This window comes from Planktothrix prolifica NIVA-CYA 540 (assembly GCF_963864145.1).
GTDB lineage: Bacteria > Cyanobacteriota > Cyanobacteriia > Cyanobacteriales > Microcoleaceae > Planktothrix > Planktothrix agardhii.
Genome location: NZ_CAWLTW010000001.1, coordinates 2,630,991 through 2,648,995 on the forward strand (window position 1 = coordinate 2,630,991; position 18,005 = coordinate 2,648,995).

The 18,005-nt window shown below is 40.1% G+C and carries 19 protein-coding genes; 13 read left to right on the top strand and 6 right to left on the bottom strand.

From position 1 onward, the window contains the following. Positions 1 to 189 precede the first annotated feature (189 nt). On the bottom strand, positions 190 to 1,308 hold the full coding sequence (locus AC559H_RS12015) for a Gfo/Idh/MocA family protein (RefSeq protein ID WP_026795714.1): 1,119 nt from the start codon (positions 1,306 to 1,308) through the stop codon (positions 190 to 192). A 103-nt stretch (positions 1,309 to 1,411) separates the two neighbouring features. Between AC559H_RS12015 and AC559H_RS12020 the strand changes: the two genes are divergently transcribed. Next, positions 1,412 to 1,690 (top strand): PIN-like domain-containing protein, encoded by a 279-nt coding sequence (locus tag AC559H_RS12020; RefSeq protein WP_227358251.1) that lies wholly within the window; start codon positions 1,412 to 1,414, stop codon positions 1,688 to 1,690. Positions 1,691 to 1,707: 17 nt separating this feature from the next. Here the strand turns inward: AC559H_RS12020 and gshB are convergent, their stop codons facing one another. Together gshB and grxC are read right to left on the bottom strand one after the other, a co-directional pair. Beyond that, positions 1,708 to 2,682, bottom strand: a complete 975-nt coding sequence (gene gshB, locus AC559H_RS12025) for a glutathione synthase (RefSeq protein ID WP_026795713.1) — start codon at positions 2,680 to 2,682, stop codon at positions 1,708 to 1,710. A 118-nt stretch (positions 2,683 to 2,800) separates the two neighbouring features. Further along, positions 2,801 to 3,058 (bottom strand): glutaredoxin 3, encoded by a 258-nt coding sequence (grxC, locus tag AC559H_RS12030; protein ID WP_026795712.1) that lies wholly within the window; start codon positions 3,056 to 3,058, stop codon positions 2,801 to 2,803. Positions 3,059 to 3,179: 121 nt separating this feature from the next. Between grxC and AC559H_RS12035 the strand changes: the two genes are divergently transcribed. The 3 genes from AC559H_RS12035 to AC559H_RS12045 all read left to right on the top strand — a co-directional run bounded on the left by AC559H_RS12035 (position 3,180) and on the right by AC559H_RS12045 (position 7,258). Then, on the top strand, positions 3,180 to 4,619 hold the full coding sequence (locus AC559H_RS12035; protein ID WP_051319606.1) for a trypsin-like serine protease: 1,440 nt from the start codon (positions 3,180 to 3,182) through the stop codon (positions 4,617 to 4,619). A 138-nt stretch (positions 4,620 to 4,757) separates the two neighbouring features. Then, complete coding sequence (locus AC559H_RS12040) at positions 4,758 to 5,990, top strand: RNA-guided endonuclease InsQ/TnpB family protein (RefSeq protein WP_026795711.1); 1,233 nt, start codon at positions 4,758 to 4,760, stop codon at positions 5,988 to 5,990. A gap of 62 nt (positions 5,991 to 6,052) precedes the next feature. Further along, entirely contained in the window at positions 6,053 to 7,258 is a 1,206-nt protein-coding gene (locus AC559H_RS12045; RefSeq protein WP_193372479.1) for a class I SAM-dependent methyltransferase, read from the top strand. A gap of 111 nt (positions 7,259 to 7,369) precedes the next feature. Here the strand turns inward: AC559H_RS12045 and AC559H_RS12050 are convergent, their stop codons facing one another. Beyond that, positions 7,370 to 8,311 carry an AEC family transporter gene (locus AC559H_RS12050; RefSeq protein WP_026795709.1) on the bottom strand — a complete coding sequence of 314 codons (942 nt, stop codon included), beginning with the start codon at positions 8,309 to 8,311 and terminating at the stop codon, positions 7,370 to 7,372. Between the two features lie 118 nt (positions 8,312 to 8,429). On the opposite strand from AC559H_RS12050, the gene AC559H_RS12055 reads away from it, so the two are divergent. The 5 genes from AC559H_RS12055 to AC559H_RS12075 are packed head-to-tail and all read left to right on the top strand — an operon-like array spanning position 8,430 to position 10,943. Further along, positions 8,430 to 9,284, top strand: coding sequence for a M15 family metallopeptidase (locus tag AC559H_RS12055; RefSeq protein WP_026795708.1), 855 nt, complete (start codon positions 8,430 to 8,432; stop codon positions 9,282 to 9,284). Beyond that, positions 9,284 to 9,421 (top strand): hypothetical protein, encoded by a 138-nt coding sequence (locus tag AC559H_RS12060; protein ID WP_338010928.1) that lies wholly within the window; start codon positions 9,284 to 9,286, stop codon positions 9,419 to 9,421. Before AC559H_RS12055 ends, AC559H_RS12060 begins: the two co-directional genes overlap by 1 nt. Beyond that, the gene (locus tag AC559H_RS12065; RefSeq protein ID WP_338010927.1) at positions 9,403 to 9,963 is read left to right on the top strand and encodes an ATP-dependent Zn protease; all 561 of its coding nucleotides are present in this window, start codon (positions 9,403 to 9,405) and stop codon (positions 9,961 to 9,963) included. The genes AC559H_RS12060 and AC559H_RS12065 overlap by 19 nt, the downstream gene beginning before the upstream one ends. 57 nt (positions 9,964 to 10,020) lie before the next feature. Then, positions 10,021 to 10,383, top strand: coding sequence for a PadR family transcriptional regulator (locus AC559H_RS12070; RefSeq protein WP_026785971.1), 363 nt, complete (start codon positions 10,021 to 10,023; stop codon positions 10,381 to 10,383). A gap of 29 nt (positions 10,384 to 10,412) precedes the next feature. Then, the gene (locus AC559H_RS12075) at positions 10,413 to 10,943 is read left to right on the top strand and encodes a cofactor assembly of complex C subunit B (RefSeq protein ID WP_026785970.1); all 531 of its coding nucleotides are present in this window, start codon (positions 10,413 to 10,415) and stop codon (positions 10,941 to 10,943) included. A 604-nt stretch (positions 10,944 to 11,547) separates the two neighbouring features. On the opposite strand, the gene AC559H_RS12080 is transcribed toward AC559H_RS12075, so the two are convergent. Further along, positions 11,548 to 11,871 carry a DUF3155 domain-containing protein gene (locus AC559H_RS12080; RefSeq protein ID WP_026785969.1) on the bottom strand — a complete coding sequence of 108 codons (324 nt, stop codon included), beginning with the start codon at positions 11,869 to 11,871 and terminating at the stop codon, positions 11,548 to 11,550. Positions 11,872 to 12,097: 226 nt separating this feature from the next. Between AC559H_RS12080 and AC559H_RS12085 the strand changes: the two genes are divergently transcribed. From AC559H_RS12085 to AC559H_RS12100, 4 genes are all read left to right on the top strand, one after another. Continuing rightward, positions 12,098 to 13,486 (top strand): sensor histidine kinase, encoded by a 1,389-nt coding sequence (locus tag AC559H_RS12085; RefSeq protein ID WP_036832549.1) that lies wholly within the window; start codon positions 12,098 to 12,100, stop codon positions 13,484 to 13,486. 169 nt (positions 13,487 to 13,655) lie between these two features. Next, positions 13,656 to 14,267, top strand: coding sequence for an SLATT domain-containing protein (locus AC559H_RS12090; RefSeq protein WP_071782623.1), 612 nt, complete (start codon positions 13,656 to 13,658; stop codon positions 14,265 to 14,267). A gap of 178 nt (positions 14,268 to 14,445) precedes the next feature. Then, on the top strand, positions 14,446 to 15,078 hold the full coding sequence (locus tag AC559H_RS12095; RefSeq protein WP_036832552.1) for a hypothetical protein: 633 nt from the start codon (positions 14,446 to 14,448) through the stop codon (positions 15,076 to 15,078). A 65-nt stretch (positions 15,079 to 15,143) separates the two neighbouring features. Next, positions 15,144 to 16,466: a four-carbon acid sugar kinase family protein gene (locus AC559H_RS12100; RefSeq protein ID WP_026795704.1), complete on the top strand. Its 1,323-nt coding sequence runs from the start codon at positions 15,144 to 15,146 to the stop codon at positions 16,464 to 16,466. Between the two features lie 31 nt (positions 16,467 to 16,497). Here the strand turns inward: AC559H_RS12100 and AC559H_RS12105 are convergent, their stop codons facing one another. Then, a complete protein-coding gene (locus AC559H_RS12105; RefSeq protein ID WP_026795703.1) occupies positions 16,498 to 17,970 on the bottom strand; it encodes an MBOAT family O-acyltransferase in 1,473 nt (490 codons plus the stop codon). Between the last annotated feature and the right edge of the window lie 35 nt (positions 17,971 to 18,005).

The window sequence follows — 18,005 nt, forward strand, 5'->3', positions numbered from 1 at the left end:
AGTTCGTTTAGATTAAACGAAATGGAAGGAAAACAGTATTGATGACTACTGGTACTTTTCGAGTGTTGTTTTGTACCTATCGACGGTGAGCGAACTGGCACTGTAGAACTTACAAGACCATCATACCACAATAATCGTCTATTCACACCATCAAATCTGACAACCTCGATACGGGTGACTATATCTGTTCTATTCACTCACCAAAAATGATTCAAAATCCGGTACATTTACCCAAGTTCCAGTTGCATTGGATTCCTGGGTTAAATCCATTAAAAGTTGAGAATAAACCCCTTCTTTAAGCGAAGGTGTTAAACTTGTTCCCTGTTCAATTCCGGTTATCCATTGGTCAATCACTCGTAGCAAAGGAGCAATCCGGCCATCGGGATAAATTCGGGGAAATTCTAATACTTTGGGGATAGAAATTTCACTTAAAGGTTGCCCCTTTTGGCTTCCCCATAATCGAAATCCATGCACATAATCCTGTTGATTATCACTACCTAAAATTAATGTGCCTTCACTGCCATAAATTTCTAGCCAATGTCCCCGTCCTTGGTAGGTAACAGAACTTAAGCAAACTTGACAGGGAGTACCATCATTCAGTTCTAAAATTAGGGTGCAAATATCATCAGCATCAACAACTTTTAATTCTCCTCCAGCTTCCGGGTCTGGACGCAAGGAAATAGAAGTATTCAGTTGTCCACAGAGGCGTTTAATGGAACCAAATAACCAAGAAATATAATCAAAACTATGGGAGCCAATTGCCCCTAATACCCCGCCTCCTTTGTCTTTTTGAGCATACCAATTCCAGGGACGAGTTTCATCGGCACGGCTAGAAACTAACCAATCAATTTTGATTAATCTTTTTTGACCTACATAATTTTCTGCTAATAGTTGAGATAAATGTTGCCAAGCTGGAATAAACCGAAATTCAAAATCTAGGCTAGTAATACAGCCTTTAGATTGGGCGAGGTGATAGAGATATTTTGCTTCTTGAACTGTTAAGTTTGTGGGTTTTTCTAATAATAGATGTTTCCCGGCATTTAGGGCGATTTTAGCCATATCAAAATGCAAAAAAGGCGGGGTGGAAATGGCAACTCCTTGAACTTCAGGTAAAGCACAAATCTCCTCAATACTATTACAAGCATGGGGAATATTATGGCTGGAGGCGATCGCTTTGGCTTTGTCTAAATCTCGATGATAAACCGCAACTACTTGGGTTTTAGGATGGTCTTGAAAGGCAGGAATATGAACTTTTTTACCAAATCCTGTTCCAATTATGGCGATGCCAATTTTTTTGTCGGTTGTCATGGTTTCTCCTGATGAAAAAAGTTTTAGACCCGCGTTAAATGCAATTTTTGTCTACCTTAAATTAAAAATATTGAGATAATTCTAACATAAAGAGGAATGGTTAATAGAAGTGGGAAATCGCCAGTGGGTTGTTTTAACCAAAGATGAAAAAATTGGTTATCGCACCTCTCAACTTTTGAGTATTGCTCAAGCAAATGTGAGGGTATTTGTTTTAGCTTCAACAAATTTGTCGGGAGATGCGATCGCTTTAACTTTTGTAAAAACCTTACCCAAAATGACAAAATTTGCTTTAAATAATCATCCTCCTTTTATTGCTAAAGTTTATCGATCCGGGCGAGTAATTTCTTGGAGAAATAATACAGAAATACTCCTAAGAATATAGTTATAAATTAACTCAGATTAAAAGCGGTTCGTGATTTTATTTTCTACCCATTCTATCACCTGTTTTCCTAAATAAACCCCATCCAATAAATCAATTTCTCGAATCCCCGTTGGACTGGTAACATTAACTTCTGTTAAATAACCTCCAATAATATCAATTCCCACAAAATATAAACCATCAGCAACTAATTTAGATGCTAATTTTTGACAAATCTCCCGTTCTCGATCCGTAATTTCGGTTTTAGCAACCCGTCCACCCACAGCCATATTTCCTCTAAATTCCTGACCCGTAGGAATCCGATTAACCGCTCCAATCGGTTCACCATTTAACACAATAATTCGTTTATCTCCGTCTTTTGCTTCTGGTAAAAAGGTCTGAATCATCACCGGATATATACCCTGTTGAGTGCTAATTTCAATTAGAGAATTAAGATTGCGATCGCTCCCTTCCAAAAATAAAATGCCCTCTCCTGCTTTTCCACCTAAAGGTTTTAAAACCGCCGCTCCTTGACGTTCAACAAACTCCCTAATTACCTGTTTATCGCGGCTAACAATGGTTGTTGGAATGCAATCTTTAAATTGCAGGGCGTACATTTTTTCGTTCGCTGTTCTTAACCCGTGAGGAGAATTAACTACTAAAGTTTTTTCGGGATTAATATAGTCTAAAAGATAGGTAGCATACAGATAGGGAATCGTGACTGGTGGGTCAGTTCGCATGAACACCGAATCCATATTTTCCAAGGGTTGAAGTATTGATTGACCCACCGAAAACCAGGGTTCCTCAACTCTCCATCTATCCTGATCTCTAATAATAGGAGTCAGATTAACCGGGGTTAAAAGTGCCCAGGTTTGACCGTCAATTACATTTAATTGGTGAGCTTGTGTCACCCAAACTTCATGTCCTAAAAGTTGCGCTGCTTCCATTAAAGCAACACTGCTATCATGACTTGGATTTAATTTTTCGATGGGGTCAATAATGAAAGCAAATTTCATCTTTATTCACAATTAACAGTTAACAAATCAAACAAAATATGGTATAATAAATCCTGGCATTTAAAACCGACCGAGAATAAATTAGGAGTGTTTTATTTTGCCAGGATTGAGAATAGAATTAACCCAGTAAAGGATCAAGTTCCCCTTGACGATCTAAGGCATGAAGATCATCACATCCCCCAATATATTGATTATCAATAAAAATTTGGGGAACTGAACGGTGACCATTAGCCCGTCGTGCCATTTGATCTCGTGCTACTTCATCCCCATCAATGCTATATTCGGTGAAGTCTACGCCTTTGCTTTTCAGCAATCCTTTAGCTCGGATACAGAAGGGACAGGTTCTCCAAGTGTAAATTTCAATGTTTGCTGCCATAGAGGGTTGGTGGAAATTGAATCGTTTTTCCTTATGTTAATATAAAATCAAAAATTGATCTATTTTATTCTGAATACTCAGACTAAACCCACCCAGACTATCCTGATTTAAGTAAAGCAAAATGTCAACTTATTTTTCTGTAATTGCGCCTCAACCTCGAATTGCTGTTCCCACTTCCGATCCTTATAATCCAGATTATATTGTACAACCCGGGACGGGTTTAGATGGTGTTGTTAAGATTCAAGATATTCATGGTAGAAGTTGTACAGGCTCATTATTAATTACGGGTAATCATATTTTAACCGTCGCCCATTGTGTCACCGATAAATTGGGGCAACCAGATTATTCTTCCCCCTCAGAATATACCGTTTATTTTAACTTACCATCGGGTCAAATAGCAATTCCGGTTTCTCAAATTTATATTTATCCCGATTGGAATCATGATTTTAATTTTAACAATGATATTGCTATTTTAGAACTGGCTAAACCCGCACCCCAAGAGGCAAATCGCTATGAGATTTATACCAGGTTTGATGAGGTGGGTCAAGTGATGCAAAAAGTAGGTTATGGTGTTCCTGCGACGGGTAATTCAGGACAAAATAGCTATTCTGATCCGGTTCCAACTAAGCGTATAGGAAAAAATCGTTATGATGCTTTGGGGGAGTTATTTAATAGTGCTCCTTACCATTATAATAATCAACCTGGCAAACAATTAGTTTATGATTTTGATAATGGTTTAGCCCAAAATGATGCCTTTGGAAAAGAATTTGGGATTAATGATTTAGGATTGGGATCTGAAGAAATTAATATTAGTCCTGGAGATTCGGGAGGCCCAGGTTTTATTGATGGCAAAATTGCTAGTCTAACCTCCACGGGTTTTACCCCAGCGATGTCGGGTATTGATGTTACCAATAAATTAGATGAGAGCTTTGGGGAATATGCTTCCGATACCCGAGTTTCGGTTTATGCAGATTGGATTAATCAAATTATTAATCCTTTTCCCTATAATGGAAATGATAATATTATTGGCACAATTAATAACGATTTTCTCTATGGATATCAAGGGGATGATACAATTAAAGGTTTAGAGGGAGATGATAATATTTTTGGGGGAAAAGGTTCTGATGATCTCTATGGAGATGAAGGTAATGATACCCTCTATGGAAATTTAGGATTTGATATTATTTGGGGTGGATTAGGGAATGATTTTTTAGCTGGAGGTCAGGATTATGATTATCTATATGGAGAAGCCGGAAATGATACCTTGACGGGAGATTTAGGAACTGATTATTTAACCGGAGGAACAGGATCGGATCTATTTATTCTTTCCTTAGTAACCTCCGGTTCAGATGAACTTTTAGCAGATTCTATCATGGATTTTGAACCCGGTATTGATAAAATTGGTTTAACCCAAGGCTTGACCGAAGCAAATTTAATCTTGGAACCTTCAACCAGTTCCTCCTCTGACACAGTAATTCGTGTCGTGGGGTCAAATCAAGTTCTCGGAACAGTTTATGATATTTCCCCTCAACAACTTCGAGGTCATTTTATTTCCGTTTAACTTACACCGCCTTTGATCCCACCGCTCTACCTGTACCCAGTTGAGCGGTGGGATCAAAGGCGGGTCAACGTAGGTACAGAGTTGACCAAATTTTTTTTATTATGTAGTAAGATATTCAGACTAGGAGGTGCAAATCGAGTGCTACACAAAGCTGTACAAGTCCGTCTGTATCCAACTACATTGCAAGAAGCACATCTCGCCCAAACATTTGGATGTTCGCGGTGGTGGTGGAATTATGCTTTAAATAAATCCATTCAGGTTTATCAAGATACGGGAAAAGGAATGGGACAGGTAGCACTTAACGCCCTACTGCCTAAGCTCAAAAAAGCCGAAGATACTATTTGGTTAGCTAATTGTTACAGTCAAGTTTTACAAGCTACAACACTTAATTTAACCACTGCTTATAAAAACTTTTTTGAGCAACGTGCCGGATTTCCTAAGTTTAAATCTAAACATGGCAAACAGTCAATTCAATATCCTCAAAATGTCAAAATTGTTGATGGTAATGTCAAACTTCCTGGCAATATTGGGATAGTCAAAGCCAAAATACATAGACCAATTGAGGGGAAAATCAAGACTGTAACTGTTAGTAAAACTCCTTCTGGGAAATATTTGGCATCTATCCTGACCGAAATTGAAGGAGAAAATCCAACTATTTCAGAAGGTAAAATCTATGGTATTGACTTAGGAATCAAACACTTTGCAGTTGTCACTGATGGTGAAAAGGTTTCTAAATACGATAATCCTAAACATCTTGCTAAACATGAGAAAAACCTCAAGCGTAAGCAGAAGAAATTAGCGCGTAAACAAAAGGGGAGTAAATCCAGAAATAAATATCGTCAAGTTGTTGCCGCATTATACGAACGAGTTAGTAATTCCCGGCAAGATTTTCTACACAAACTTAGTCATAAGTTAGTCAGCGATAGCCAAGCTGTCATAGTAGAGAATCTTAATGTCAAAGGCATGGTTCGTAATCACAATTTGGCAAAAGCAATATCTGATTGTGGATGGGGAACATTCACTAATTTTCTAGCCTATAAACTAGAACGAAAAGGCGGTAAGTTAGTGGAGATTGATAGATGGTTTCCCAGTTCCAAACTCTGTTCTAATTGTTTCTATCAAGTCAGTCAGATGCCATTGGATGTTCGTGAATGGACTTGTCCTGATTGTGGTAGTGATCATGATCGGGATGGAAACGCAGCTATGAATATTAGAACAGAAGGTATCAGAATCCTAAAGACGGATGGTTCAGCCGTTTCTGCTGTAGGAGGCGAGGTAAGACCAAAAGGGGGATGCAAGTCCGTCTTGAGGCATTCGCCTGTGAGTACAGAAGCCGACACTGTACTTGGTACTCCAAGTCAGTGTGGGTAGTTCACATTGACCTCCCGTGCTAACCTTGCGGATGAAACTATATTTTTTAATGGATTACAACAATGGAAGAAGTGAGTTCTGCGGTTAAACGACTTTATGACACCTATCCCTTTCCCCCTGACCCCCTACTGGATGAACCGCCCCCTGGATATAACTGGCGCTGGTCTTGGCCAGTAGCCTATAGTTTTTGTACGGGTCAGAAGCCCCAAAATCTTGATATCCGTATTTTAGATGCAGGTTGTGGTACGGGTTCGAGTACGGAGTATTTAATTCAACTTAACCCAGAAGCCTCGGTTCTTGGGATTGACCTGAGTGAAGGGGCGATTCAAACAGCAATAGAACGCTGTCGTCGGTCTGGAATTTCTACCCCCGGAACCCCCGCCCCGGAATTTCGCCGTTTAAGTCTCTATGATGTAGGACAGTTAGAGGGACAGTTTGATTTTATTAACTGTGTTGGGGTTTTGCACCATTTACCCGATCCAATTCAAGGAATTCAAACCTTAGCGTTAAAATTAGCTCCTGGGGGGTTAATGCACATTTTTGTCTATGCTGAATTGGGACGCTGGGAAATTCAGTTAATGCAAAAAGCGATCGCCCTTTTACAAGCAGAAAAACGAGGAGATTATCAGGACGGGGTAAAAATTGGTCGTCAGATTTTTGAAGCTCTACCGGAAAAAAATCGCCTAGTTACTTATGAATCTAAACGTTGGGGATTGGAAAATCAGCGAGACGAATGTTTTGCAGATATGTATGTTCATCCTCAAGAAATTGACTACAATATTGATAATTTATTTGAGTTAATTGATGCTTCGGGGTTGGAATTTATTGGTTTTTCTAATCCTAATTATTGGAATTTAGAACGCTTAATTGGGGACTCACCGGAGTTGCTAGAACGGGCAAATCAATTGAGCGATCGCCAACGCTATCGTTTAATTGAACTTCTCGATCCTGAGATTAGTCATTATGAATTTTTCCTGGGACGTTCCCCCTTACCCCTGAATAAATGGTCAAATGATCAGGAATTATTAGCTGCTATTCCTGAACGTAGTCCTTGTATGAATGGCTGGCCGAGTCAAAATTTATTTGACTATAATTATCAAATTGTGAGTTTATCCGATGCGGAATTTGAGTTTCTTAAAGTCTGTGATCAAAATTCAGAATCTCCTCGAAACGTTGGGGAAATTTTAACTCAAATCTCTTTTGATTTAGAGGGGGTGCGATCGCTTTTCAATCGACAGTTAATTCTATTATCAATCAAGCAGAATTAACCTGAAATTTAACTAGGATTTTAAAACCGTTTCCAAACCTGATTTGATCTGGGGTTTGGAAACAAAACCACTACCCTAAAATCAGAAATTGAGACTTATTTCTGAGTTTGATTAACCAAATAAAAACAACCATAGGGGTAAAGTTAATAATAAGAGTGCAGAACCCAGAGCTAAATTAGTAACGGCTAATTCTCGATCTAAATTAAAGGCTTCGGCTAATACCAAAGTTGCAAAAGCCGGAGGAGTTGCCATTTGTAAGACCAAAACTAATAAAGGAGATCCCTTTAATCCCAATAGTGTTAATCCATAACCCAATACTAAAGGTACAATTAACATTTTAATCGCTAAACTAACAGAAGCAGGTCGGAAATGATGCCAAGAATTAAGCTGACTTAAACGCATTCCCATTAACACTAAAGTTAAGGCTACACTTCCCCAAGCAATGCCGCGTAAACCCTGTTCCATCGGATTTGGTAAAGGAATATTCCGCACCATTAAACCAATTACCATACTAATTAAAGCCGGATTAGTTAATGACACCCCAACTAATTGCCAAGGATCTTGTTTTCCCATCCCAAACCTAGCAGCTAAAGCGACCCCCAACCCATAGGCTCCAATCACCGTTCCCAATCCATCATAAAATATCGCCCAACCAAAATATTTCGGGCCGACTAATGCTAAACTTACAGGGAAACCAATATATCCCGTATTTCCCACCATAGCCGCCAATAAAAAACTCCCTTGACCGGGGAGAGATTGGGGTAAAATATCCCATTTTGGAGTCCGGCTTTGCCAGTATAACCCTATCCCAGCTAACCCCGCACCGAGGAAAATAGCAGCCCAAGCCACTAAGGGAGCAATCCATATCGAACCCGATAAATCAGCTTTTCTTAAAAAGGCAATAATGGCGATCGGAACCACACCCCAATATAAAATTTTACCTAAATAATAGGGAACAATTTCGGGTAATTTTCGACCCAAAATCCATCCGATTAAAACGCCCCCAATTAGCCATTGATAAAGCATTAAAAGTTGACTTACAGAATTAGACATAAAGATTAAGTTGAAGTGTTGACCCTTGGCTGTTGACCGACAAGTGCTTGTGATAGATGACTAAATAGGGGATTATCTAATAAAATCGAGACTTTCATGGATGTCAGGAGTCAAACCGTTGAAGAATTCTAGTCTGCCGAAACAGGCCCAAACCTTAGCCGATGGCGTAACAGAAGATATTCCAGAGGCGATACGAGATATTCCCGCGCTTCCGGTGGTTTCCTCTGGCTCCTCTGGGAAGCCGGGGCTATTCTGGAAAATGCTGGGGTTAGCCCTGGTAGCCTTCTGTACCGCCTTAGTCATGAATTATCAATTTGGAATTCTGGCTCCTCGGTCTGATATTCCCGTAGCCCAAACCCCAATTCCTGTGGTTACGCCCTCACCTTCTGCGTCTTTGTCTTCAACTCCCCCGCCAACGAGTGCCCCAACCCCAACCACAACTCCGACCCTTCCCGATAATTTATTGGGTCATCTCCCCTATCAAGAAGCACCGGAATCAGAGTTAAAAAGTATTACGGCCGATGGGGGGCATCGGTTACGCAAAGCTGCCGCCAAAGCTTATGAGGAAATGGAACAGGATGCTAGAGCTAGTGGGGTCAGTTTAGTTCCGATTTCAACCTTTCGCAGTGTTAAAGACCAGGAAACGATCTTTTTTGAAATAAAAGCCCAACGGGGACAAGTGGCAACTAAACGGGCAGAGGTGAGTGCTCCTCCGGGTTATAGTGAACATCATACGGGTTATGCCATTGATATTGGAGATGGGGGCAGACCTTCTACGGATTTGAATGTCAGTTTTGAAGAAACCCCGGCGTTTCAATGGTTAAAAGATCATGCCGCTTTTCATAGTTTTGAGTTATCCTTTCCTAAAGACAATCCCCAAGGAGTCAGTTATGAACCTTGGCATTGGCGTTTTGTGGGCGATCGCGATAGTTTAGAAACTTTTTACAAAGCCAGAAACCAAAAGGAAAATTGATGAGAACTACCAGTTTAAATCTAATTGCCATTAGTGTTTTCTGTATGACTCTATCGGTGTTATTAACTCCGGTATTAAATATTTCACCCTTTATTCCGGCGGGGATTACTTTTTTTTATTGGGGGTTGCCACTTTAGATGTTTTTCAGTTTCAGGGTCAAGGGGCGAGTTTATTAATAGATGGGTTGGCGGGAACCTCTGCATCAACTCGGGAGCGAATTTTACACCATGAAGCGGGACATTTTTTGGTAGCCCATTTGATGGAAATTCCCATTCAGGGATATGCCTTAAATGGCTGGGAAGCCTTTAAACAAGGATTTAAAGCTCAAGGAGGGGTGCAGTTTGCTGATCAACTTTTATGGGAACAATTGCAACAGGGTCAGATTTCTGCTCAGGTTTTAGATCGTTATTGTGCAGTTTGGATGGCGGGAATTGCCGCAGAAACTTTAATATTTAAAAAAGCAGAAGGAGGACGGGAAGATCGAAATAAAATTATAGCAATTTGGACTCAGCTACAGCGCCCTTTAAGTGAAGCTAAAATTAAAGAGCGTTGGGCAATATTACAGGCTAAAACATTAATTGAAACTCACAAAGTGGCTTATTTGGGTTTAGTGGAAGCGATGAGAAATCGGGCTTCTGTAGCAGATTGTTGTCTAGGAATAGAACAGCAAAAGCAATAATATAGAAAATAGTCCGACGGGATAACTACCGATAATTCAAGCAAAAGGGAGAATCCTATGACCTTTGAACAAATCTATCAATTTTTCCAAGAACCGCCGCCTATCTATCTTAATAAGGAACTGGCGGTTTGCTATATTTTATCTGTATTTCTCCAAAGGGACTCCTATGGAACTGAACTAATTGAACAACTGGAGCAGGAATATTCTAACTATAGATTATCCGATACGGTTCTTTACGGCGCCCTCAAGTTTTTGGAAAAACAAGGAACAATTACGGGATACTGGCAAAAGGTTGAAGGTCGGGGACGCCCTCGCCGGATGTATCAAATTCTGCCGGAACATCAACCCCAAGCCCAAGAATTAGCCGGACTTTGGTACGAATACACTTCTAGCCAAGGTAAACTACAAATCAATGAATAACCTTTAAAACTAGACTGACTTCATTTCCTATGACTCCCGTAATCCCTTCTACTTTTGTGTTGACTCTGTTAATGGTTATTGGCTTATTCTTTTTTGTTCGAGCTTCAACTAAAGATCGGATAGAACAGGAAAAACTGATTGCCGAACAGGAAGCAGACTCCTTGCTCACACAAATCCAGCAGCATTTTGCCTCCCGAGCCTATCGGATTACGGCGTTAAATCGGGAAGCCAATCAAATCACCTTTGAGGGGTTAGTCCGTCCCAGTTGGTTTTTAGCTATCTTCCTCACCCTATTAACCGCCGTGGGACTGTTATGTTTGGGGTTAGTCCTATCTATGGCTATGCCCAACCTAGGCAAACTGTTTTGGGGACTGGTGTTGCTTTCGCCCCTGGCCGGTTGGTTCTATTGGAAAGGCTCCGGGCGTCCAGAACAGGTCTATCTCAAGCTAGATGCCGTCATTGATCAGGGCCAAAAAACTCAAAGTTTGATTACCGTAACTGCCCACCGAGACGAACTGGCGACGCTCAAACAAGCCCTTAACCTAAAACCCTGCGAATAATTTTAGTTACCATCAGGTTCAAAACCGCAAACACGACAAGGATGCCAACGGTCTTGAATCTTTATTCAGGATATAATTGCCAAAATTAGAACAATTTTGATTCGTGGCACTGGGGTTGGGAGTAATTCCACCTTGCCAGTAAGAATAAAGAGAAATTCATCCCAACCAGCACCCAGAATCAACTGACTAATTTTTTTCCCTCGCGCCTGCCTTATCAGAGTTAAGGAGTGAAGCTCATGTTAATCATGGCTCTCATCAGGTGTCACGGCTCAAGAAAAGTTCTGGATTTGACATCCACCCCGCCGTAAACGGAAGGGGATTACTCACCACGCCACCTTTTCAGGATGGTCGCTGAATGGGGTTGACGCTTCGCAGACTGTTGCTACCTTGGCGGTAGTCTTACACGGTCTCCACGTCCGTTTTAAGTCTCGGAATGCCCTCCCGCGACTTAAGTTTAACCTCGTTCACTAAGTTAAACTTTTTGTTCGATTTGTTAATTAATGCGTTCAAGGAAAGTCGTCCTAGAAGGACGAGGTTTTAAACCCATTTTTCTGATAAAACCCTTTCACTAAGAAGATGGGATGTTGCAGACAACATCTCGATTTCAAACCCCCTTAGCTGGGGAAGCAGAGGAAACCAATGTGGCCTTCTCCACAAGCTGTTTTAAACTGGGGAATAAAAAGTGATTCTCCTCAACGTACTGGGCTCCAAATAGACCCTTTTCAGCCCAGAAGTATCGATCCGTGGTATGCTCATTTCGTTTTACAAGAAGCAAAGCCGGAGGGATAATTCCTTCAGCATGGATAAACTTACGAGCGGCCGTTACGGGTTTATCTTCGCCACTTGAAATGCTATATTGAGGCACACATTCTAAAATCCTACGTCCTTCTTGTCTGCGACGGCTTTTACGCTTACGTCTTCTAGCCAACTTGTTGACCTCCTTTTTAAGCAGGCGGGTTGTAAATATAGCTACAAAATCCGAGGGAATTATATCTGTTCTAGTTCAAAATATCAAGCTATTTTAATAGATTGACACAAATTGATAAAGAAGGGGATCAGGAGTAGGGGATCGGGAGGCAGGGGAGGCAGGGGGAGCAGGGGAGGTAAACCCTTTTTATTACCCATTACCAATTACCAATTACCTGTTGAATTCCATGCTCACAGCCAGTGCTGAATTTGTCCAACTGTGCCGCACCCAACTGTCGTTAACCGCGAGTTTGGGCGCTTCCTTGAGTGTAGTCTATTTAGCTGAGGCGTGGGTAGATGAAGAACATAAAAAATTGATTCCCATTGCCACCTATCCTGAAACATCCCCGGATGATTTGGATATTCCGGGTTTGATGGGTCTGCCCGAAACCTTAACCCCTATTTCACCCATGCTATTAACCACGGAAGTCACCGGGAAAACAAAAGTCTTAATGCCTGCGGTGGAAATGGATGATTTTTCGGAAACAGAAGTGGAAGCAGAAGCTCCTTGGCAACAACGGAGTCAAAAGGTTTTAGCATTAATTCAAGAGGATGTGGTTTTGGGATTTTTGGTGACTGGACGCAATGACCGACCCTGGAGCCCGGAGGAATATGCTCAACTCCAAGCGATTGCCCATACCTTAGCCCTTGGCTGTATTTTAGATCAACGCGCCCAATGGTTCCAGCAACAAATAGACCGACAACAACAACTGCAAGGGCAGCAAGCCGATACACTGCATAATATATTCCATCAACTTAAAAGCCCTTTAACGGCTGTTCGTACCTTTGGTAAATTATTATTAAAGCGACTATTACCCGAAGATAAAAATTATCCTATTGCTAATAGTATTTTAAGGGAGAGCGATCGGATTCAAGAATTATTAGCACAGGCGGATCAAACCTTAGAACAGACCCAAAGCTTCTTGAGTTTGCCTCTAACGGTGGAAGTTGCCACGTCCACGGCCGAAACTTCCCTATTCTCGAATTCAGTCTTACCCTTGTTACCTGCTTGTGATCAACTTGAACCCCTATTATTGTCGGAGGTATTATCCCCTTTAATTGTATCGTCTGAGGCGATCGCCCAGGAACGACAATTGGAACTTGAAGTTGACATACCTGAAAACCTGCCCCCCATAAAAGGGAATGCTAAAGCTCTGCGGGAAGTTCTGAGTAATCTTCTCGATAATGCCTTAAAATATACTCCTGCTGGGGGAAAACTCTATATTCGAGTTCAACTGGCTTCTCCTTCCCCAGTCGGAGGAAAAACCCTAAACTCTCAAGTGGGTATTGGTATTAGTGATACTGGCCCAGGAATTCCCCCAGAAGATTTGGAGCATCTGTTTGAACGTCACTATCGCGGTGTTCAGGTTAATTCTGAAATTCCGGGGACGGGTTTGGGGTTAGCGATCGCTAAAGCCTTTGTACAACAGATGCAGGGAGAAATTCAAGTCTTCTCTCCTGTCCATCCGGCTTGGGTATCAGAGGATAGGGCTTATACTGATAATACTTCGCCTGGAACGACATTTATAGTTTGGGTGCGGGTGGCAATCCCGGATCAAGAATTGAACTTAATTTGATAGAATCGTTGTTTGTCAACCAATCTTTCCCTCATCCCAAAGGATATTCAAACCTAGAGGGTGAAATCTTTTTTTACCCATTACCCATTACCCATTACCTATTACCCATTCGTAATTCGTAATTCGTAATTCGTAATTACCTATTCCCTATTCCTCGCTATAAAAAAACATGACTTCATCCAGTAGCCCTGATAATAGTATTGATCAACCCATGAATTCCTCCACTGGTTCAGAGGATAGTTCAAACAAACCTCTCCCTTATGTTGTTCAAGAAGATATCATTTATCGTGCCGTTGAGCGAAAAACCGTTTGTCGGGTGTTGAGTCAAGCTCATATTGATGTTTCAATTCGTTGGTCAACCGCCCATCTTTATATCGGGATTCCTAGTACAATTTTAGCTGCCATTGCTAGTGTGCAAGCTATTAATAGTTTAGGGGGAGAGTATCAATTATTATCTGTAGTGATTGCGGTTTTAGTGGCAATTCTTGCCCCCTTATTGACTTTTTTAGATCCTAATGGTAGGGCTAATAATCATTTGAATGCTTCTCGGATTTATGAACAAATGGCAGATCAATATGACTCTTTTATTCTCAAATGTCGATTAGAACCCCGCTCTATTAAAGAAGAATTTGATGATTTAACTCAGCTTAATTTTACTTATAGTGAAAGTAAAAAGAACCTGCCTGCTTGTCCAGAATGGGCCTATCAAAAAGCGATAAATACTAATAATTCAGTACAAAAACTTATGCCAGGTGCTGTAAAAAAAATTGAAAAGCAGTAAAAACAGTTATTCAGTAGAGACTTGCCATGGCACGTCTCTACGAGTCTATAAACTTTAACTGATAACTGATATAGCAGTCGCCACATCTATTAGGACATTCTTGAAAGCTAAAAGCTGCTCACAGTAAGTATTTACCTATTGCCCATTGCCTATTCCCTATTGCCTCTTGCTATAACTGATGACTGATTTAGATGGATTAGAAATTACCCCAGGAGAACTGAAACATTGGAGTGGGATTAACAAAAATTTGCTGTATAGACCAGGGACAGCTAAAAAAATTATTGGGGAAGGATTAAAAACCTTAGTCATTGCTGGATTATTATTAATTAGTTATTGGATTTGGAGTTTAATTTTTCCAGAACTTGCCTTAATTTTCATTATAATTTACTTAATCCTGATCATTTTATTAGTTCTTGAGGATATGATTAAAATTTGGCTAACCTTAAATCGTCCTCAGTGTGTTAAACTATTGAATCAAGTAGATAATTATAATAGTATTGTTAAAGCCTTAAACATTTATCATCAACTCGAAGCAACGGAACATCCCCAAGCAAAATTAGATAATCAAGATGCTATTATTCACGCTTTAAAATTAATTAGAATAGAATTAATCCGAGGATTAAGAATAGAACGAATCTTAAAAAAAAATAAAAAATTTATCGAGAAAAATCCAGAACTTTTTGATCTAAATTTCACCTCCTTAACCGTATTACAAACTGAAAAACCGACAACAGAACAAGGAAGACTCCTGTATCAAGCCTTTGAAATAGCCTCCGAAGTTCATCAACTGTTAAAACAACTTCAGGATTAACAAAATTACTATTAAGTGCTAGGCTTTTTTTAACATAGTCTTAACAAATTTTTATAGGAACTCCAATGCGACCTAAAATTATTGTTCTCGATGATGACCCCACAGGTTCTCAAACCGTCCATAGTTGCTTACTTCTCACCCAGTGGGATGTCGATACCCTGCGAATTGGACTGGCTGACCAATCTCCAATTTTCTTTATTCTGACCAATACCAGAGCTCTAACCCCAGACCAAGCCGCGGCCGTCACCCGTGAAGTCACCCAAAATCTGAAACTAGCCCTCGCCGCCGAGTCCATCACCGACTTTCTGGTGGTCAGTCGTTCCGATTCTACCCTCCGGGGTCACTATCCCGTAGAAACCGATGTAATTGCGGATGAACTTGGCCCCTTTGATGCCCATTTTCTAGTTCCGGCTTTTTTTGAAGGCGGAAGAATTACCCGCAATAGTATTCATTATCTAATCATTGATGGCGTAGAAACTCCCGTTCATTTAACCGAATTTGCTAAGGATTCTGTTTTCGCTTATCAACATAGTTATTTACCCGATTATGTCACCGAAAAAACTAAAGGTTTGATTCCTTCGGAAAAAGTAGAACAATTTTTGTTATCGGATATGCGGATAGGAACTTTACCTCGGTTAATGGATTTAACCGGGAATCAATGTGTGGTGGTTGATGGGGAAAATCAAGGAGATTTTGATCAATTTGCCTCGGATATTATTACCGCAGCTAGTCAGGGAAAACGCTTTTTATTCCGCAGTGCGGCGAGTATTTTAACCTCTTTAGCTGCTTTAGGAAAGCAACCGATTCCGGCTGAAGAAATGGCAAAATATACCCGAAATGGTAAACCGGGTGTGGTGATTATGGGTTCCCATGTTAAGAAATCTACCCAACAATTAGAACAACTATTACAAGCACCTGGAATAGTCGGAATTGAGGTAGATGTTTCCCATTTATTAGAAGAAAGTGAGACTCAAAGAAAGGAACTTTTACAGCAAATTTTAGACCAAATTTATGCTATTCATAATGCAGGTCAAACCCCAGTAATTTATACCAGTCGTCAAGAATTACAATTTGATACGGTAGAAATTCGATTAAACTTTGGGAGTAAAGTTTCAGATTTACTGATGGATATTGTCAGAGGTTTACCGCCAGATATTGGATTTTTAATTAGTAAAGGCGGAATTACTTCTAATGATGTTTTAAGTAAAGGATTATCATTAAAAACAGCCCGATTATTGGGTCAAGTATTAGCCGGATGTTCAATGGTTAAAACATCATCTAATCATCCCCTTTATCCTAATTTACCTGTGGTTTTATTCCCTGGAAATGTTGGAGATGCTAAGGGTTTAGCCACGGTTTATCAGCGCTTAAGTCAACCTCAAATTTAAGCAAAAATAGGTGCGCTTTGCTAACGCACCACTAAAAATCAAAATAAATATAGGGTAAACCCCCTGCGGGTGCTAATAACCAAACGGTGAAGAAACTCAAGGGAACTAAAGCTAATTTTACTGTCCAATTTAATTCTAATTTTAACCCTCGATTTAATAGAGTTGCAATTGCCATTAATCCAAAAACAGAGGATAATAAAATCACTAGATGGTGTCTTTCTAAACCCAAGGCTTCAACATAAACTTTATGGGCAAACTGGACATCGGCGGTATGACCCCATAACCGATTGATGACTAACCAAGAATCTTGTAAATTAGGGAGTCGGAAAAAAATCCAAGTCGTAAATACCATTAATTGAGTGATTAACCAAGCGATTAAAATTCCGGGTAAACTATTCCAAATCCAAGTAATTGATAATTGCTTAGATAGTGCTTCGGTGAGACGATTAACTACTAATGCTAACCCATGTAATCCCCCCCAAATAATAAATCCCCAGGCGGCACCGTGCCAAATTCCTGCGATTAACATAACTAGAATTAAATTCAAACAGGTGCGGAATAATCCCACCCGAGAACCCCCCAAAGGAAAATATAAATAATTGCGTAACCAATCCCCTAATGTGATGTGCCAACGGCGCCAAAAATCTCCGATACTGGTGCTAAAATAGGGGGAATCAAAGTTAATCGGTAAAGTTAATCCTAACAGTAATGCTGTGCCTCTTGCCAGGTCTACATAACCGCTAAAATCAAGGTATAATTGTAAACCATAGGCGAAAATTGCTAACCATAAATCCCCACTTCCAGCCCGTTGTAAATTACTGAAACTTAAATCTACTAAAATCCCAATATTATCGGCTAAAAGCCCTTTTTTCATTGCCCCCCTAGCCAGTAACCAAAGTCCATCTGCAATTTGTTCGGGGATGGGGAATTTTAGGGTTTTAAACTGATTATTTAAGTGATGATAACGAGTAATTGGCCCTGATATTAGTTTGGCAAAAAATAATTTATAGGCGGTAAATTCTAGTAGAGAAGTTGCTGCGGGTGCGCCTCGATAAACATCGACTAAATAGGCGATTAATTCAAAGCAGAAAAAACTTAATCCTAATGGGGCAATAACATATTGATCGATCCAACTTCCGGTATTAATAATAATAGGAATATTCCAGAGTGTTCCTAGAGTATTGAAAATAAAAGGTAAATATTTGAATCCAACTAGAATTAAGATATTAATTACAATTCCTAATATGAGTAAAAAAGTGCGACGACGATTCCAAGAAATATGGGGGATTTCCCATTCTTGAGGTTCGACAATTGTTAAGGCTAAACCAAAGTTAAAGATTGTCCAAAGTAGGAGTAAGGGGATATATTGAATTTGTAAGGTAGAATAGAAAAGTAAACTTGAGATTAATAGGATAAAAAGTCGCCAAGATTTCCCAGGAATAATCCAATATAACCCTAATAAAAGCAATAAAAATATTCCGTAGGTAACTGAAATAAAGGTCATAAATAAAGTAACAATAAGAATAGGGTTTGTCGTTG

Coding starts and splice junctions, on each gene's coding strand:
- AC559H_RS12090 (WP_071782623.1), top strand. CDS start 13,656: ATGACTTCATCCAGTAGCCCTGATAATAGTATTGATCAACCCATGAAT.
- AC559H_RS12105 (WP_026795703.1), bottom strand. CDS start 17,970: ATGACCTTTATTTCAGTTACCTACGGAATATTTTTATTGCTTTTATTA.
- AC559H_RS12050 (WP_026795709.1), bottom strand. CDS start 8,311: ATGTCTAATTCTGTAAGTCAACTTTTAATGCTTTATCAATGGCTAATT.
- AC559H_RS12045 (WP_193372479.1), top strand. CDS start 6,053: ATGGAAGAAGTGAGTTCTGCGGTTAAACGACTTTATGACACCTATCCC.
- AC559H_RS12095 (WP_036832552.1), top strand. CDS start 14,446: ATGACTGATTTAGATGGATTAGAAATTACCCCAGGAGAACTGAAACAT.
- gshB (WP_026795713.1), bottom strand. CDS start 2,682: ATGAAATTTGCTTTCATTATTGACCCCATCGAAAAATTAAATCCAAGT.
- AC559H_RS12015 (WP_026795714.1), bottom strand. CDS start 1,308: ATGACAACCGACAAAAAAATTGGCATCGCCATAATTGGAACAGGATTT.
- AC559H_RS12060 (WP_338010928.1), top strand. CDS start 9,284: ATGAGAACTACCAGTTTAAATCTAATTGCCATTAGTGTTTTCTGTATG.
- AC559H_RS12085 (WP_036832549.1), top strand. CDS start 12,098: ATGCTCACAGCCAGTGCTGAATTTGTCCAACTGTGCCGCACCCAACTG.
- AC559H_RS12075 (WP_026785970.1), top strand. CDS start 10,413: ATGACTCCCGTAATCCCTTCTACTTTTGTGTTGACTCTGTTAATGGTT.
- AC559H_RS12035 (WP_051319606.1), top strand. CDS start 3,180: ATGTCAACTTATTTTTCTGTAATTGCGCCTCAACCTCGAATTGCTGTT.
- AC559H_RS12070 (WP_026785971.1), top strand. CDS start 10,021: ATGACCTTTGAACAAATCTATCAATTTTTCCAAGAACCGCCGCCTATC.
- grxC (WP_026795712.1), bottom strand. CDS start 3,058: ATGGCAGCAAACATTGAAATTTACACTTGGAGAACCTGTCCCTTCTGT.
- AC559H_RS12100 (WP_026795704.1), top strand. CDS start 15,144: ATGCGACCTAAAATTATTGTTCTCGATGATGACCCCACAGGTTCTCAA.